Annotated in this window: 13 protein-coding genes; all 13 read right to left on the bottom strand. The window is 37.6% G+C overall.

All coding sequences use genetic code 11. The annotated features are described in order from the left end of the window. Positions 1 to 92: 92 nt before the first annotated feature. Positions 93 to 1352 (bottom strand): tetratricopeptide repeat protein, encoded by a 1260-nt coding sequence (locus tag H560_RS0105880; protein WP_027379181.1) that lies wholly within the window; start codon positions 1350 to 1352, stop codon positions 93 to 95. A gap of 156 nt (positions 1353 to 1508) precedes the next feature. Further along, the gene (locus H560_RS0105885) at positions 1509 to 3674 is read right to left on the bottom strand and encodes a type VI secretion system Vgr family protein (protein WP_027379182.1); all 2166 of its coding nucleotides are present in this window, start codon (positions 3672 to 3674) and stop codon (positions 1509 to 1511) included. Positions 3675 to 3910: 236 nt separating this feature from the next. Continuing rightward, on the bottom strand, positions 3911 to 4324 hold the full coding sequence (gene tssD / locus H560_RS0105890; RefSeq protein ID WP_027379183.1) for a type VI secretion system tube protein TssD: 414 nt from the start codon (positions 4322 to 4324) through the stop codon (positions 3911 to 3913). 472 nt (positions 4325 to 4796) lie between these two features. After that, positions 4797 to 5873: a DUF2931 family protein gene (locus H560_RS0105895; protein WP_027379184.1), complete on the bottom strand. Its 1077-nt coding sequence runs from the start codon at positions 5871 to 5873 to the stop codon at positions 4797 to 4799. Continuing rightward, positions 5866 to 7506: a T6SS phospholipase effector Tle1-like catalytic domain-containing protein gene (locus H560_RS0105900; protein ID WP_027379185.1), complete on the bottom strand. Its 1641-nt coding sequence runs from the start codon at positions 7504 to 7506 to the stop codon at positions 5866 to 5868. Before H560_RS0105900 ends, H560_RS0105895 begins: the two co-directional genes overlap by 8 nt. A gap of 2 nt (positions 7507 to 7508) precedes the next feature. Beyond that, on the bottom strand, positions 7509 to 9446 hold the full coding sequence (locus tag H560_RS0105905) for a type VI secretion system Vgr family protein (RefSeq protein ID WP_027379186.1): 1938 nt from the start codon (positions 9444 to 9446) through the stop codon (positions 7509 to 7511). Positions 9447 to 9490: 44 nt separating this feature from the next. Beyond that, the gene (locus H560_RS0105910) at positions 9491 to 10360 is read right to left on the bottom strand and encodes a lytic transglycosylase domain-containing protein (RefSeq protein WP_027379187.1); all 870 of its coding nucleotides are present in this window, start codon (positions 10358 to 10360) and stop codon (positions 9491 to 9493) included. A 73-nt stretch (positions 10361 to 10433) separates the two neighbouring features. Then, positions 10434 to 12929, bottom strand: coding sequence for an ATP-dependent Clp protease ATP-binding subunit (locus H560_RS0105915; RefSeq protein WP_027379188.1), 2496 nt, complete (start codon positions 12927 to 12929; stop codon positions 10434 to 10436). 287 nt (positions 12930 to 13216) lie between these two features. Beyond that, a complete protein-coding gene (gene tssD, locus H560_RS0105920; protein ID WP_027379189.1) occupies positions 13217 to 13621 on the bottom strand; it encodes a type VI secretion system tube protein TssD in 405 nt (134 codons plus the stop codon). A gap of 189 nt (positions 13622 to 13810) precedes the next feature. Continuing rightward, the gene (locus H560_RS0105925; RefSeq protein ID WP_155844966.1) at positions 13811 to 14770 is read right to left on the bottom strand and encodes a hypothetical protein; all 960 of its coding nucleotides are present in this window, start codon (positions 14768 to 14770) and stop codon (positions 13811 to 13813) included. Between the two features lie 148 nt (positions 14771 to 14918). Continuing rightward, entirely contained in the window at positions 14919 to 15425 is a 507-nt protein-coding gene (locus tag H560_RS0105930) for a hypothetical protein (protein WP_027379191.1), read from the bottom strand. A 32-nt stretch (positions 15426 to 15457) separates the two neighbouring features. Next, positions 15458 to 15955: a hypothetical protein gene (locus tag H560_RS0105935; RefSeq protein WP_027379192.1), complete on the bottom strand. Its 498-nt coding sequence runs from the start codon at positions 15953 to 15955 to the stop codon at positions 15458 to 15460. A gap of 183 nt (positions 15956 to 16138) precedes the next feature. Beyond that, entirely contained in the window at positions 16139 to 16975 is an 837-nt protein-coding gene (locus tag H560_RS0105940; RefSeq protein WP_027379193.1) for a hypothetical protein, read from the bottom strand. Positions 16976 to 16977 lie beyond the last annotated feature (2 nt).

Below are 16977 nucleotides of genomic sequence, written 5' to 3' on the forward strand. Positions count from 1 at the left end.
GATTTGGTGTGTTTTATTCTTGCAAAGTCCTTTAATTTTCTTCTTAATTAAGTCTTAATGGTTAAATTTTTTTTATTAAATTAATTCACAACTTAATTGTATTTTGGCTTCTCCACACTCACCTTCCAGTCGTCACCAAAATAATTTTTCATTTCATTATCTAATGCGTTTTTTTTCTCTTTATCGCCTTCATATTTAATGTAAAGCATGGATGCCACGAATTTTAAGCTGCTTGATTCCCTTGTGGAAGGTTCCATTATTTTTGCTATGTCGAGACATTTTTCAAAATATTCGATCATTTTATCTTTACTTAAAACGGTATCATTTAATGTTCCGATAATCCTGTAACATTCTATTGCCATTGCATATTCACCGATATTCTGTGCTACCTCCGCCGCTTTTTCGAAGGCATTTTCAGCCTTTGCTTTTTTTGAATTTCCTAATAAATAGCTTCCGTAATTCATGTACATCTGAACTTCCAGCGGAGAATCCGGCTCCACTTCTTCAAATATCGTCCGGTAAGTATCTTCTGCTCTGTCTTTCTTTTTATCAGCAATGTAAGCCTGTGTCAGCATAAAATAGGCAGAAATCTCGCCTTGGTTATTCTTTTGTTCTTTGGCTAATTTCACAGCATTTTTTAATGCAAATTCCGCTTCCCTGAATCTTCCTTTACTTAAATGGTTGCTCGCCGTAAGAATCTGCTGCTGGAAATCAGTATCCACGCTGTTTTTCTTTCGGTTGGTATGGGCTGCCGTATTCTGCATCAGCTGATGAATATCCACCTCAACCCGGAAACTATGTGCTGAAGGGTTTTCAGGTAAGGTTTTGTATTGATGATTTTCCGTCCAGATCAGCTTAATATCCTGATTTCCTGATTTTTCACAGATGGCACACCATTCTTTAATCCAAAGTGAAAGCTCTTTAATCTCATTAATCCTTAACGGTGCGATGTACAGATAAATCTTGGAATCTCTGAGATTCGGAAAGTTCTTTTTCAGCTCCAGCAAAGGAAAAAATGCTTTGTAAGCATCTGTTTTAAACTCATTATCAGAAGTATGTAAGTTCCATTGAGGAATATTTTCTACACTTTTCTCCAACATTTCATAATATTCTTTCCATTCATCGAACAATGTCTGTCCGAAAGAATCCATACCGTTAAATTCCTGATAATGAATTAAAAAAATATCTTCCCCGTCATAATCTTCGGATAATCTTGATTTTATAAACCCGTCAAAAAGATCAGTTTCATGTTTTTCTCCAAGACAGATGAACATAGGCTTTTCTTCGTTTTTTTTAACGACATTCTGCCATTGCCTTTTTAATTTTACAAGCTCCAGGTCTACAGGATTCATTAGTTTTTACATTTAATTTTTAAATCTCTGCTTTAATGTTTTGAACACCAAGTCCACAAAATTTATTTATTACTAACTGCTTTTAAGTTTCACCAAGCCGATTCGCTTAGAAGAGACTTCAATTTCTTTGTAAATATTATATTTAATAATTGAATTTTAATTCAGCTTTACAGTTCCGCTTACAATGTTTGTTTCGCTTCCGCCACCGATATTGATCTTAGCGCTGCTGAGATTGGCTTCGGTTTTTGCTCCCATGGAAAGAGTTGTGGTTCCTACATCCAGAGTTGTTGGCTCAATTCCGATTCCTGAAGTAGGATCTCCGCCTTCCGGACCAACTCCGATTCCTACGCTTGCCGTTCCTGCAACCCCGATATTATCTCCCTGAACAAATATTTCTTTTCCTTTGATGATAATATTTCCCGCTTTATCCATGAAAATAGAGCTTTTACCGCAGGTCAGCGTGATAGTTTCTTTACTGTCGACACTGATATTTCCGGCGCCATCAAGGAAAATCTGGTTTTGATCTTTATCTCTTACGGTCATTCCGCCACCGTCGTCGAGGCTTACAATGTGACCGCTTTTACTGCTTAAACTTTTAATATTATTCCCGGCTCCGCCGACTCCGCCGACTCCGCCATGGAACATTCCGCCCATTACGAAAGGCCTATCGGGGTGCTGATGAGCAAAATTTACCACCACCTGATCTCCCACTTCCGGAATCGCCATAAATCCACGGTTTTTGCTTACTTTTTCACTTCCGCCGCCGTCAGGAGTCATTACGCGAATGTATTCTGTAGTTGTGGAACCATTCTGCCAGTCAAACTGAACCTGAACCCTTCCCTGATTGAGAGGGTCTGTATTGGAAATAACTTTTGCAAACTGGGCATCGGCTTTCGGAGTCTGAAATTCGGGTCTTGGAATAAAGCCCGTATCAGAAGCAATTGCATCGAAAGTTCCGGTGTAATATCCTCTTGCATCCACTTCATGGTTGACTTCAAGGATCATTAATTTTGTGAAATAAGAAGTTTCATTGCTGTCGGTTTTCCTCATTTCAATATCTGCGATACAGCCCGGATAAAGAAAAGGAACCGTTGTATTTCCCGAGGTTACGAATACATCTGCAGCCTTGCTTCCCGCCGTACCTTTCTGTGAGGTTTCCACGTCTATAAAAGAAGATGCTTTAATAGGAGCAACCCTTAAAGACGGTGTTATGAATGTTTTTTCTGATATTTCATAGGCACGTTTTGCAATGTCTGAAGTATGGGTAATTTTTGTGCTTCCGGCTGTTAACTTTTCATTTTTACTGCTGTTGTAACCGTAAAAACTTGGGTTAACATGCTGTGCTTTCATCCTGATTTTAACATCATTGACACTGCTTCCGTACGTTAATTTCACAGGTTTTTCCTGAGGCGGCAGCTTTCCGAAATGAAGAACTTCCCCATCGTAATAAAATTGTTCGCCATAGGCTTCTGCCATTCTCGCGAGATAATTATAATGTGTTTCTTCGTATTGTGAGCTGTAGGAAACATTCCCGTGCTGCGCATCTACCCTGAAATCAAATTTTCCCTGTCCCAGGCCTTCTTTGATCACCTGATCTGCAATACTGTTCAGGCTGATCTCCTGTCCGCCCCCAAAACTCTGGATATGCGGTGCGGCATCAAGTAAAATAGTCGGGCTGCAACCTGTTAAAACAATATTCCCAAGGCTTCCCTTTTCCTGGCTGAAACCTACTTCCGTAATGACTCCCACAAAACTTCTTTCGGGGCCGTCTTCAACATCTTTATATTTGAAAACTACTGTAATTCTTTTACCTAAGAAATTCTGTGCTTCTTCCAGATTGTGATTTTCTGCACTACCCAATGTATCGTGAGCCAAAGTAATGCTGAACTCATGATGCCGGGTGGCACTTTGCTTTAACTGAAAATGTTTGAAATGCTTTACTGCTGTTCCCTCCACAACAATGTCGAGCTTTACGACACGGTTGATACCCTGAATCTGGCTTTCCGGGATCGCTTTTGCATTATGTATTTTAGAAGTCGGCTGCTGGTTCCAGACTTTATTTTCTACCAGGGTAGGCGAATTGGGCTGCAGCTTTTGATTCATCAACATTCCGGATGCACCCTGCACAACTCCTGTATAAGCCTGCGCCTGGGCGAGCTTTTGGGTTGTTTTCTGAACCGTTCCGCTGGTTTTTTCCTGAATTTTTTCTGAAGCTTTTGTTAACGCCTGATTTTTTGCCAATTCTTTCATTTCCCCGACTTGTTTTGTCATGGAAGGTTTCCCTGAAGAAGGCATTTTTGGCGTATTATCATCCTGAAACATAGCCTTAAATTTTGAGTGATTGGTGTGTTTTGTTTTAAATGCTAAAATTTATTCGATAAAAATCAAACAAATCCTTTATTTATTTCTAATAAAATACTGATTATCAATATTTTAATATTAAAACTATATGAAATAATTTAGTTTCAAAAAAGAAAAAAACAGAATAGCTGGCTCTGTATAAGCTGTACTATTCTGTTACCAATTTTATTTTTACTAAGATGATTGCGGTTTTTTAATTACTTACCACCACCTCCTGGCCAAACACCTTCGTACTTAGAGTTACCATAGTCGATGATTTCAGCGCTCACCACGAAGCTGATCAGCATGCTGTTTTCGTCTACAGCGTCGAAGTCTACTTCATGCTGGATTACATATCCGTTTTCCCATCCAAGAGTAATTAAAGTACCTTCTTCGTGAGACTTGTTGAATGTAATTTCGCCGGTAGTTGGCTTGTATTTTCCGTTTAGTAAGCTTTCAAGGATATCAGATTTTTCAGTAGCTTCCACTGTTACTTTGATCAATGCGTTGGAAGGATCTGAAGCTACTCTACCAGAAACGTCTGTAGATCTGGAAACGCTGTAGTTCAGCTTTAATAATTTTTGTCCTTCTCCTCCGTTGAATTTTAAAATTCCTCTAGAATTTGCTGCCATGATTTGTAAATTTTAATCGTTAATATTTTGTGATTTGATGAATTTGTTGAGTCAAAGATAGACTTCATATTTTTAACCTGAAACTATTTAAGTGGTTAATTTTATTTTTGTAGTAATACTACGATTTGGTGTAGTAATTCTACTATAATAGAAATATTAACTTTTATAATAAACTTAAAATCAAATATTTAAATACTAAAACACGACTTTAAATCTAATTATTTTTCACACTATTATGGGAAATATTAAGACAGATTTAAGATAAATTTAATAATCATTAACGTTTCCAAAAATTTTAATTTGAATAAAAAATTCGATAAATAAATTTACCGAAAGAGCTTATGGGATACTTCGAAACGCTCAGCAAGACAACGCTTATACTAACCGTGAGAGTTTAAAACATTATCTGAATATTTTATGTTTTGTATTTTTTATACAAACTGTAAGATTTTAATCAAATTTCAATTTTTGGTTATTTATAAGAATCTTTAAATGTAAAATTACTTTTATAGACCCTTGTACTGTCGATTTTTATTGGATAACCCATTAAAAGAACCTCAAAACTATTGTTGTCAGGTGCTATTTTAAATTCAAGCTTGAAATTTTCCCCTGCATTTTCAAACTGATCATCGGTTTCTGCCCAATTGAAGAATGCACGGCCTTCGAAAGCCTCACCTTTCCCGGTTTCCCAGAAAAAGGAAATTTCCCTCGGAAGCGCGCGCTCTTTCATCGGTGGATTAGAAACCCACGGGCGGAGCATTACCTCCCTTTCACCGTTGTAATATTCTGAAAGAACTTTGAATACCTTTAAGCCTTTGTTTTCAGAATGGATGTTCAGGGCCCATTTGTAACGGGTTCTGTATTTGTCCCAATTAAGCGGCGATGCATTGGGAATAAACATATTTTGCTTGATTTCTTCTCGTGTCTGCGAGATTTTTGAGAATAATTTGTCAGCATATTTTTTATCGTCCTTCACCACCTCAGCTTTGAATTCCCCAAGCTCTATCTGCGTATATCCGAAACGGAGCCAGACCACCACCATGCCTTTCGGTGCAAAACCGAAGACAAGGTTATTAAAACGGTCATAAGCCATTCCCAGCTTGTTGTACTTTTCATTATAATCGGGTTCATCTCTTCTGTTGATAAATTCTTTCATCGGTTCGTCCGAAGATTTGGATTCGTCATTGGCATAAGCCCGTTGAACAAGATCTTTAATCTTACCTTTCGGGAATTCAACTCTTAAATGATAAAAAGTGTCTTCATACCTGGAAAAATAGACAATATCTGCTCTGATAGGCGTTCCGTGCTGTTCCGTAAAACCTTTTCCCGAATCTCCCCATTTTCCTGATGAACTTCCGTAAGGAAGATGAGCCGGCACATTTTCTAATGTAATAATCTGATCTTCAACGGGTGTTATCAGATATTCATTATCGGGATGCGAAATTTCAACATTATAGGTAGGCAAAGGCGTGTCATTTTTCTTCATATCCTGACAGTTAGTAAGCTGGAGCATTCCCAGTAAAGAAACAATTATTTTTAGTTTATCCATTTAAAATATACCTTTTTCGTTCTGATGCAGGCTTAGCACCTGAAATTCTCGGCCCCATCCCGAAAGTTGCCATATTTGCAGACCAATGGAGATAGGCACGTCTCAGTTTTTTGAGATCATCCATATTGATTCCTGAGGTAAGGTATGAAAAACCTTTTGATTCCCTGATGTATTCGGCGGGAGACGGATTTTTTCCTTCGTTGTGATTTTTTACATATTCGTTTCTGCAGCTATTGCATTTTGAGATGTAAGAAATCAACTGACTATTGATATTTTGTATAAAACCATCCTTTATTTTGTGATCGGCTTCTATGGCAGGGTTATATTTTACTTCAAACTGTTTGGAGTATTCGTACATGTGGTACAGAGAAACCTTGTCATATTCATTAGAAACTTTCCTTTTGCCCCAAAGCTTATACTGCGGATCCACATCGTGCACATGCGGACTTTCCATTTCTACCCAAATTTCTTTGGGATCATACCAGCCTTCTTCAATTAAAATTTCCCTGAACCTGTCGCATTCCGTGCGGCTGCTTTCATTTCTGTACAACAACACTTTTTCCTCCGCATTATTAACGTAACCTCCGCCGATATCGGAATGTACTCCCGGTAATGTTAGCTCCAAGCCTTTAATTCCGGCACTTTCTATATTGGTAAGGCTGAAATTATCCCTGTATTCATCTGACGAAGCCAGCTGTAAGACGAAAGATCCGTTTTTTACGGCATTTAACCCTAATTGTTTTGAATCATCATCAATAATACTCAGTCCGAAGATGGAGCTTCCTTTATGATTGACCCCGTAAGATGCTACTGTATCGTACAATCCTACGAAATTGAATTTTACTTTATTAATAACAAGATTATTCCTTAAAAGACAGGCCCCGAAATAGCCATAACTCAACAAAGGCGAATCTGCTTTATCAATCACAAATTCCTGCTGAACAGATTCTTCCGATTGTGATTTTTCATAATATTCCGGCGGATAAATCATAGCCTGGTTCTGGAAAAGCGGCTCCATAATGGCAGAAGTGGTGGCCACATGCATAAAATGGCGCGCGGCGGCGGCTCCACGGCTGAATCCGTAAACATTTACCGTTAAAACATCTATTGTTTTGCCAGAAAATTTTGATCTTAAAGTTTCTGCACCTTTGATACAGCCTTTTACCACTTTCGCTTTAATTCCTCTTTCATTAGTCCCCAAACCGGCTCCACGAACGGGCAAACCAAACGTATCGTTATCTGATTTAAGATCTACCGTCCCGATTCCTTCCACATAATAGGAAACCTGATTCTGAGCATTGGGATCAATGGCATCATAACCCCGGGCCACATTGCTGAAATCATTGGCATAGCTGTCGTTTCCATTAGAGGAAGAATGGCTCGTTCCTGCCTGGGTATTGGTTTTATTGTTTAAAGTTCCGTCAAAAAACAGATTCAAGCTTACATCTATGGTATTGACAGGCTTATCATTAGGATGGATCTTCTGGGCCACATTGTAACTCACGCCCGTTTCGAGGCCTTTTTGCTCTACGGTCGCGGCACTGTTATGATGAATGGCTTCTTTGGCAAAGGTTTTATAATCACCGCCTGTCTGCGTGATTGTTTTGCCTTCTACAAAATATTCGATGCTCATTTTTAGTGATTTTTAGATTTCTCGCCACTATTGTTCTGAACTTCTTTTTCTGCGTGATGCTCCACCTTTCCCTGGCTGCTGACTTCCACTCCTTTAAGGCTGGTTAATTTATGCTCTTTTTCACCGTAAACTTCCATATCACCTTTTACATAATGGCTCATTTTCCCTACTACATTGGTCATGAAATCCGCACCTGTGGTTACATACTTCATAGAACCTACGCTTTCTGTATGGTTCGCCATTATGCTGTCGGACTTATTCATTCCTACATTGGTGGTCATGTTTTGCCCTACGTTGATATTCATGTTTTTGCAATTCAAAGTCATGGTTTCAGGAGCGGTGATGGTGATATTGCTTCCGGTGGTATCCAGATGAATTTCGTTTCCTGATTTATCGGTAATAATGATGCTTTCATCTTCCGTAAAAATCACTTTGTGACCACTTCTTGTCTGGATTGATTTCACCCTATTATCTGGTCCGCCGCCAAGCCCGATTCCGCCATGGAACATTCCGCCCATTACAAAAGGTCTGTCCGGATGGCTGTGAACAAAATTGACCATCACCTGATCACCAACTTCAGGAATGGCAACATATCCTCTGTTTTGAGTCACCAGATCCGTTCCTCCCGCATCAGGGCTCATCATTCTGATAAAATGCGTTGTATCATTGTTCTGCCAGTCGAATCTTACCTGAATTCTTCCCTGCCCTTCCGGATCAGTATTTGAAATTACTGTGGCAATCTGTGGCTCTGCTTTCGGGATTTTAAATTCAGGTTTAGGTAAAAATCCTGTATCTGAGGCAATGCCTTCAAAACTTCCGTTGTAATGCCCGATGGTATCAATTTCATGTGAAACTTCCGTTACCATGATTCTTGTAAAGTAAGAAGATTCATTGGAATCCAACTTTCTCATCTGAACATCTACGACACAGCCCGGATGTAAAAACGGAACCGTAGTATTTCCCGATAAGGTAAACACATTTACCGCCTGACTTCCTGAGGTACTTTTTTGTGAATATTCCACATCAAGATGGGTGGAAGCTTTAATTGGTGCCACCTGTAAAGCCGGTGTCTTATAGATTTTATCATTATGGGCGTATGCCGTTTTAGCCAAATCACTTACGTGCTGGATCGGAGTTTCGCCGGATGTTAATTTTTCATTTTTACTGCTGTTATAACCGTAAAACTGTGGTTTTGTGTGAACAGCTTTTAATTCTACCCTGATGTCGTTTGCACTGCTTCCGTAGGTTAATTTTATCGGTTTATTCTGTGGCGGAAGCTTCCCGAAATGAAGCACTTCCCCGTCATAATAAAACTGTTCGCCATAGGCTTCTGCCATTCTTGCAAGATAGTTGTAATGGGTTTCATCATACTGGCTGCTGTAGATAATCTGCGAATAATCATTGGTATCCACTCTCACGTCAAAACGGCTTGAATCAATACCCTGCTTAATAACTTCATTTGCGATAATTCCCATGTTTACAGGTGATCCGCCACCAAAACTCTGAATGTGCGGGGCTCCGTCCAATAAAATAGTCGGGCTGTATCCTGTTAAAACAATATTTCCCAAGCTCATTTTTTCCTGGCTGAAACCTACTCCGGTAATTACGCCCACGAAAGTTCTTTCGGGGCTTTTGTCGATATCTTTATAAGAAATTACGGCTGTTAAACGTTTTCCCAAGAATTTATTGGCTTCTTCCAAAGTATGGGTCTGCCTGTCACCGAGAGCATCATGCGCCAGCGTAAGGCTGAATTCATGGTGTTTTCTTGAGCTTTGGGTAAGCTTGAAATGTTTGTAATATTTGATTACTTTTCCTTCAATTACTAAAGAAAGCTTTACCAGGCGGTTGATTCCCGCATGGTGGTTTTCTGAGATTCCGTCGGCATTCTGAGATGGGCGGAAGGAAGGATTGTTCAGTATATTTTGTGATTCTGTTTTCATATTGCCTGTGATTTGGATCGTTAAACATTATCGCTTAGTGCTATTTATTTGGTGTTTGATGTGTTTCCTTCTTTTATTGACCTTGAAAGGATTTTATTTTTTCTCAATAAAAAATCGGGCATTAAATCTGTAGGCAGATATAACGTACTTTCCCCTTTCTGCTGCAGCTCTTCATTGATGCCGGGATTCCATGAAAGAAGCTTGTCCATATCCACGTCTAATTCGTCTGCAATGACATTTAAATTAAAACCTGCATTAATATCCGTTTCTGATAATTGAGAATTGTCTATTTTGCTTCCTCCGTTAACGAAAAATACGGTGTTCATCCTTGAAGAATTGTAATTGCTTAAAACACTCTGCAATTCTCCCGTTGCATAGCAGGCATTCAGATATTTTTTGACATGATTAATGGTTTCCGCCGGTAAATATTTATAAAAAACATGATACTGTATAGAACCTGCCGAAGCCATTGCCTTCGCTATATTTCCCTCACCGCAGTTGTAGGCCGCAACAACGGTTACCCAGTTATTGTACTTTTTGTACAGTTTTCCAAGGGAAATAGCTGCTGTTTTTGTACTTTTAAAAATGTCATTCCTATCCTGTTGCGTCAGCCCGTACTGATTGGCATGAGCGGTCATAAACTGCCAGATTCCCACAGCTCCCGCTCCTGAAGTAATATTACTGTTAAAATGAGACTCAATTAAAGCAAGATTTCTTAAGTGCTTCGGAAGGCCTTTTTCAACTAAAGAATATTCTATAAAATTAACAATATCCTTATTGGAATTAATAATACTCTTGTATCTCTTCACACTGCTCTCCGAAGTATCGGAAGCATTCAGAAACTGAGCGTTCACGGCCTGCGAACACATCAGTAGCACTGCTGTTAGTAAGATATTTTTGAGATTTGGTTTCATTGTTTTTATTTTTTAGCGTAGAAAGCTCATGAGCAAATAAGTTTATAAGCCACTTTGCCTTCTTCGCTTTTATCTATTCTACTTTCCAGGTCAGTTTTTCTTCCTCAGAATTCCAGTCTACATGGATGGTCTGGCCGGATTTTACTTCTTCTCTTACAATCATCTTCGAAATTGGCCTTGCCAGCTGTGATCTTATAACTCCTGAGATCTGCCTTGCCCCGTATTTGCTGCTAAATCCGCCCAATGCAAGGTTTTTAACCGCTTCATCAGAAATTTTCAGGCTCATTCCTAATCTCGTTAATGAGGTATGAAGTGATTTCAACTGAATATTAAAAATTCTCTCTGCAATAGATTCCGTGATTGGGACAAAAGGGATAATTTCTGTAATTCTTGCCAAAAATTCCGGTCTGAAACGCCCTGAATTTGACATAATCTGCATCAGGGAATTAGATTCCGGTATTTTTCCTTCTTCAAACTGCTTTACAATTTCCTCACTTCCGATGTTTGAGGTAAATAAAATTAACGCGTTGCTGAAGTCGCCTTCTTTTCCAAGCTTATCATGAACCTTTCCTTCGTCCATAATCTGTAAAAAGACATCAAAAACAGAGTGATGCGCTTTTTCAATTTCATCAAATAAAACTACCGTATAAGGCTGCTGTCTTATTTTATTCACCAGCATACCTCCTTCTTCATAACCTACATATCCCGGAGGCGCACCGTATAACAATGCCGCTGAATGCTCTTCTTTAAATTCAGACATATCAAAACGAACCATCGCTTTTTCATCGTTGAAAAGCAGTTCCGCCATGGATTTTGCCAGCTCTGTTTTTCCTGTTCCTGTAGGTCCTAAAAGGAAGAATGAGCCAATGGGCTGTCCCGGCTTATTTAATCCACTTCGGTTTTCAACGATGGCATCCGACAGGATCTTCAATGCGTGGTCCTGACCTACAACCCTGTTCATCAGAAGCCCTTCCATATTCAGAAGCTTCTCTTTTTCCTGCGCCTGGATTTTCCCGATCGGGATGTTTGTTTTTGCGGCCATTACTGCCGCCAATTCCAGTCGGTCAACTTTTTCTCTCTTAACGGCAGCGTGCTGTAAAAGCTCCGCGTAAGTATCTTCAATGATCTTCTGAATCTGCTCCACCGGCATGGAATTGTCAATCTGCGGCTGTTCGCTTAAAGACCCCCACAATATCGGACTGATTTTATCTCTCAATAAATTATACGTCCAGATCAATTCATCTGCTTTATCTTTTTCATCAAAAAATTCTTCCTGTAGGATTTCGTCATATCTTATTTTCCAGCCTTCCAGCTCTTTTTCTGAAAGCTCGTCAAGCATTTTTATGGCGGCCATTGTTCTGTCCAGCAAGTCTATAGCCGCATCAGGAAGCTTTTTCCCTTTAGCATATCTTTTTGCAAGACGTACACATTCCGGAAGTGATGTTTTTTCAACTTCAATTCCGTGATGCTTTTTGTAGCCTTCCAGAAGAACATCGATCATCTTAACACAGGTTTTTTCATCCGGCTCATTGACCGTTAAAACTTCAAAACGACGGTTAAAAGCCTGTTCCGGCTCTATAATTTTCCTATATTCTTCCTGGGTCGTGGCACCAATTACGGTGATTTCACCTCTCGCAAGCTCAGGCTTAAGCAAATTTGCAACGTTTCCGATACTTCCTTTCGGGTCAAGAAGCGTATGGATTTCATCAATGAAAAGGATAGCTTTCTCTATCTTTTTGCATTCATTAATAACTTTCTTAAGACGGTCTTCAATTTCGCCTTTATAAGAAGTTCCTGCTAATAAAGCTCCGGTATCCAGTTCCAGCAATGTTCCGTTTTTTAACATTTCAGGAACATTTCCTTTTGTGATTTCTATGGCAAATCCCTCTACCAATGCCGTCTTACCAACACCGGGCTCACCGATGATAATGACATTCGGTTTGCTTCTCCGACAAAGGATTTCTACCAGCATTCTCAGCTCTTTATCTCTTCCGATGATATTTTCCAGCTCGCCTTTTCTGGCCTGAGCCGTTCTGTCTACACAATAATTTTTGATAGAAGGAAAAGCATTATCGGAATATTCTGAACCGTTTGAAAAAATTGAAGAAAATCCTCCATTCTCCGAAATTTCATACGGTGTATCTTTTCGGTATAAGTTAAAAATTTCATGCTCTCTAAGCGGCAGAGATTTTAGCTGCTGCAAAGAAAAAGCAACCTGCGGCTTTACAATTGCCGTTAATACACAAATAGGAGTAATTTCGTCCAAACCTAATTTTAAACGAATATCATCCGCTTCTTCAATGATATTATCAACTACCTCATCTTCACCTACTTCATCCGGAAGATGTGTTGTCTTAGGGTAATCTTCAATCCGCACATCAGCCCATTCGTAGAAATATCCGGGATCTTTATCAATGCTTTTTAAAAATTCATTGAGACCGATATCTTTATGCATCAAAGCACGCAAAATATGCGGTCCGCCGTACGTTGCATTATAATTTTCCCTAGCAATGGACTGCGCAATATGAAAAAGCTGTTTTACGGTTTCGTTGGTTACTAGTACTCCCATCTTGTATTTTATCTATTAATAATTTGTATATGATTTGGTGCAGTTTCATCAATTATGCTTTTTTGTTGTAATCAACAAAAATTAATCCATAACTGTCTGAATTTTATAGTTACTAAGATATTGTTTTTTTTCCGGAACACCCGAACTAAGTCTAATTAAAGTGATCTATTAATATTATTTAACACATATTAAAAATATAAAATTGTGTAAAATATTCATAACGGTAAAAAAAGACCGCCTTGTAGGGACAGTCTTTTTTGCTTATATGAAGTTTAATTACGTGAATCTTATGAAGTTGGCCAAAGACCCGAATATTTAGAATTACCGTAGTCAATAGTTTCAGCACTTACAATAAAGCTTATCAGCATGCTGTTTTCATCCACTGCATCGAATTCTACTTCGTGCTGGATCACATACCCGTTTTCCCATGATAACGTGATCAGCGTACCTTCTTCATGAGACTTATTGAATGTCACTTCACCTGTTGTAGGCTTGTATTTCCCGTTCAGTAAGCTTTCCAGAATATCAGATTTTTCAGTAGCTTCTACGGTAAGTTTGATAATCGCGTTGGAAGGATCAGAAGCAACTCTACCGGAAACATCCGTAGATCTTGAAACACTGTAGTTTAGCTTCAATAATTTTTGACCTTCGCCTCCATTGAATTTTAAAATTCCTCTTGAATTTGCTGCCATGATTTGTAAATTTTAATCGTTAATAATATTTTGTGATTCGGTGATTGTGTAACAAAGATAATGCGGCATTTTTTTTTCTGAAAGCTTTTAAATATGATTTTAAAAATTTGTCGTAATTCTACGATTTGATGTCGTAATTCTACGATACATGATTTAACATTCGCTTAACATCACTTTACCAGAAAGCATTTAAGCCAATTCTTCAACAGAAAAGAAAGTTGTATTTTTAACACCATATCGAGAAATAATATGATTGATTTCAATATTTTTTACCAAGCCTGTTTCTGCAGATAAAATATATTTTGCTGTAAAATCCTTATCATTTTCCGACTCGTTTTTTTGTTCAAGGATAATTTCTTCTCTATAATCAGCATTCTGAATTTTCTGAATTACCTCAATAGGAATATTTTCTTCTCCTATTGTTTGTTTTAAGAATAATTTACCGTTTTTAAATGTATTTCTTAAAGATGCGAAATAAGATTTTATAAAAATATCCTCTTTCATTCTTTCATTAAACACCTCCTTATTCAGCACTGCAAATTCGAATTCATCAAGGTACATTCCGGCATATTTATCAGGGAAAAAATCGATGAGATTTTCTTTGATAACTCCAAAATTATTTATGGTTTCATGTTTTAAGCTGACATTGATAAGATTCCCTTTTTCATCCGTTTTTACAACAACAGGATTAAGGGCTCTTATCGACTCCGAAGCCAGATCAGACATCATACTGCCATGCTCATTAGAAAAATTGTTTTTAAAAATGTGAAAAATGTGAAAATTTTCTTTTTTTTCAACCCATTTTAAGGAAACGGTGTATAACAGAACATTGCCTTTCTTTTCAAATTCACTTTCTTCAACCTCCTTATTGATAACAGAAAATATTTTACTGAAGTTTTCAGGCCTGAACGGCAGATCAGGATTCACTTTCGGATCCTTGAAAGGCGCATCATTCCTGCTGTTGTACTCTTTAATCCTTTTACTGTCTGGAATTAAAAGTTTTTTTCTTGGAATCAACTGATCCTGAATAATATCTTCTTTTGCACAATGTGAATTGTGAAATTCTTTAAGGTATTTCGGGTTTTCAAGTTTTATTTCTTCAGATATACTTTCCAAAGTTTCTCCGGAAAGGATAAAATGAACAATCATATATTTTTGTTTTTTGGCTAAAACCAAATTAATCTAAAATTTTTACTTTACAAAATAGTTTTACCTTTATTTAATTTTAAAAATATTAAATTTTAACAAAAAAAACAGCATAAAAAATGTATGCTGCCATTAATATATTTAAAAAAATTTATTTCTGTTTTACAAACTCCATATACTTTTCCGGACAGTCAAAATGCTGATAAGGGTTCATACTGTTTCCTGTATTTTGTATTTCAAGCCTGTCTCCCTGGAAAACACCGCCAATTTCTCCCATTAAAATCCCCATTCCTCCGTCTGAAGGCGCAGTAGAAGCATTTCCGGAAGCAATAACTTTAGTTTTATCCGAGATTTTGAACGTTGTATTGTCTGCAATATTTTTGACCTCTATGGTAAATCCTTCGCAGTTTTTTGAAACATATTTTCCTTCTATGGACTTTGAAGCATCAGCTGTCCCAGTTTCTTTGGGATCCTTTTGCGGAGTACCTGCAGCTGCCGAATCTGTTGTTTCAGGAGCCGGAGATTCCATTTTTTCCACAGGCTGAGAAACAGTGACAGAATCTTTTGCTACAGTTTCTTTACGAGCTTCATTCTTTTTACATGAAACCAGAGCCAGCCCGGAAATAAGGCAAAAACTGATGATATTTTTTTTGATCATGGTAATTTAATTATGACTTACATTATTTGAAATTACTTTTTACTGAATTCCAGATATTTATCATTACAATCTTTAAAGTGCTGAAACGGATTCATATTATTCCCGTCATTCTGGATTTCAAATTTATTCCCCTCAACAACAATGATAAGCTCCGTATCTCCCACTACACCCAAATTAATACCGGTACCTGTTTCACCAGGAGCGTTTTTAATGACAGACCCTGTACCAGAAGACATTTCTTTTGTTTTATCAAAGATTTTATAACTTACTTTTCCGTCCTTTACATTGGAAAATTCTATGGAATAATTGCCGGATTCACATCCTTTGGTAACAACGTATTTTCCTTCAATGGAATTCACTGCATCAGTAACAGTTTTTTCAGTGGTGGTATCCGTTTTTGCTGAATCCTGAGCGGCAGTTTCTATAGTGGCAGAATCATTGGATTGTACAGGTTTTGTTTCATTTTTTTTACACGAAATTAAGGCAAGACCCGTTAAAAGACACAGGCCGATGAAATTTTTTTTGATCATAATGTTTTATTTATAGTTACTGATCTTCATCAATATAAATGCCAAAGGAATAATTCAAAACTTTTACATTTTTTAAAGATAAAAAATATTTTAACAAATGTAATTTTTACTTATTAATATTAAATAAAAAAGAGATTATACATTACAACATAATCTCTTTTATTTTTATTCAGTTTATTTTTTTTACGGGTAATAAACTTTTGTGACTTTACCCATTTTATAGACTTCTATTTTATCAACAGGGCCTTCGGGAGAATAGTTCCATTCGCCGTCTTTCAATCCGTTGACGTAGTTTCCGTCTTCAATAATGTTTTTATTGTAGTCAATGGAGTATTTTTTCTCGATCCAGTATCCGTTTTTCAGATTATTATTCACTTTTCCTTTCAGCTGATACTCGTAGCCGTTTTTTTCTTTACCCCATTTTTTATCAATAGCCGGAGCTTCGAAATAATCCAAAAAAACACCGTCTTTTACCACGAACTGAAGATCTTTATCCTCATTCTGCCTTTTTAAGAAAACTTTTACCTTGTCAGCTTTTACCTCACAATGTCTCTGATAATTTTCCTCAGACTTCAGATCTTCATAGACAATCATACTGTTATAGGGCGTCGGGGAAGATTCATCTACTAAAAATATGCATTCATATTTACCGTCTTCATAATTAATTTTAGTATAATAAGATGTAAACTGAACATTATTAATTGTAAAGTTTTTATACTTATGAAATTGCAGCAAAGAATCATTGGAAGCTACAAAAATATCCCACATATAAGGTCTTTCCACCTCTCTCTGGAATCCGTTTTTGAGTAATGTTTTCAGCTGCTTTATTTTCTCATTATCACTAATTTTTTCTCCTACCGCATTCTGATCTACCGAGTTAATTACAAAAGAGTCCGGCAGCCTTTCAGCAACAGCTTTTGCTTCAACAGCCGGAACCGAAGAAATTTTTGCTGAAGCCGGCGTCTCCGACTTACATTCTTTCATCTGAAATAAAAAAAGCAGGCAAAAAATAAGCTTCATTG

This window comes from Chryseobacterium daeguense DSM 19388 (assembly GCF_000430825.1).
Taxonomy (GTDB): domain Bacteria; phylum Bacteroidota; class Bacteroidia; order Flavobacteriales; family Weeksellaceae; genus Chryseobacterium; species Chryseobacterium daeguense.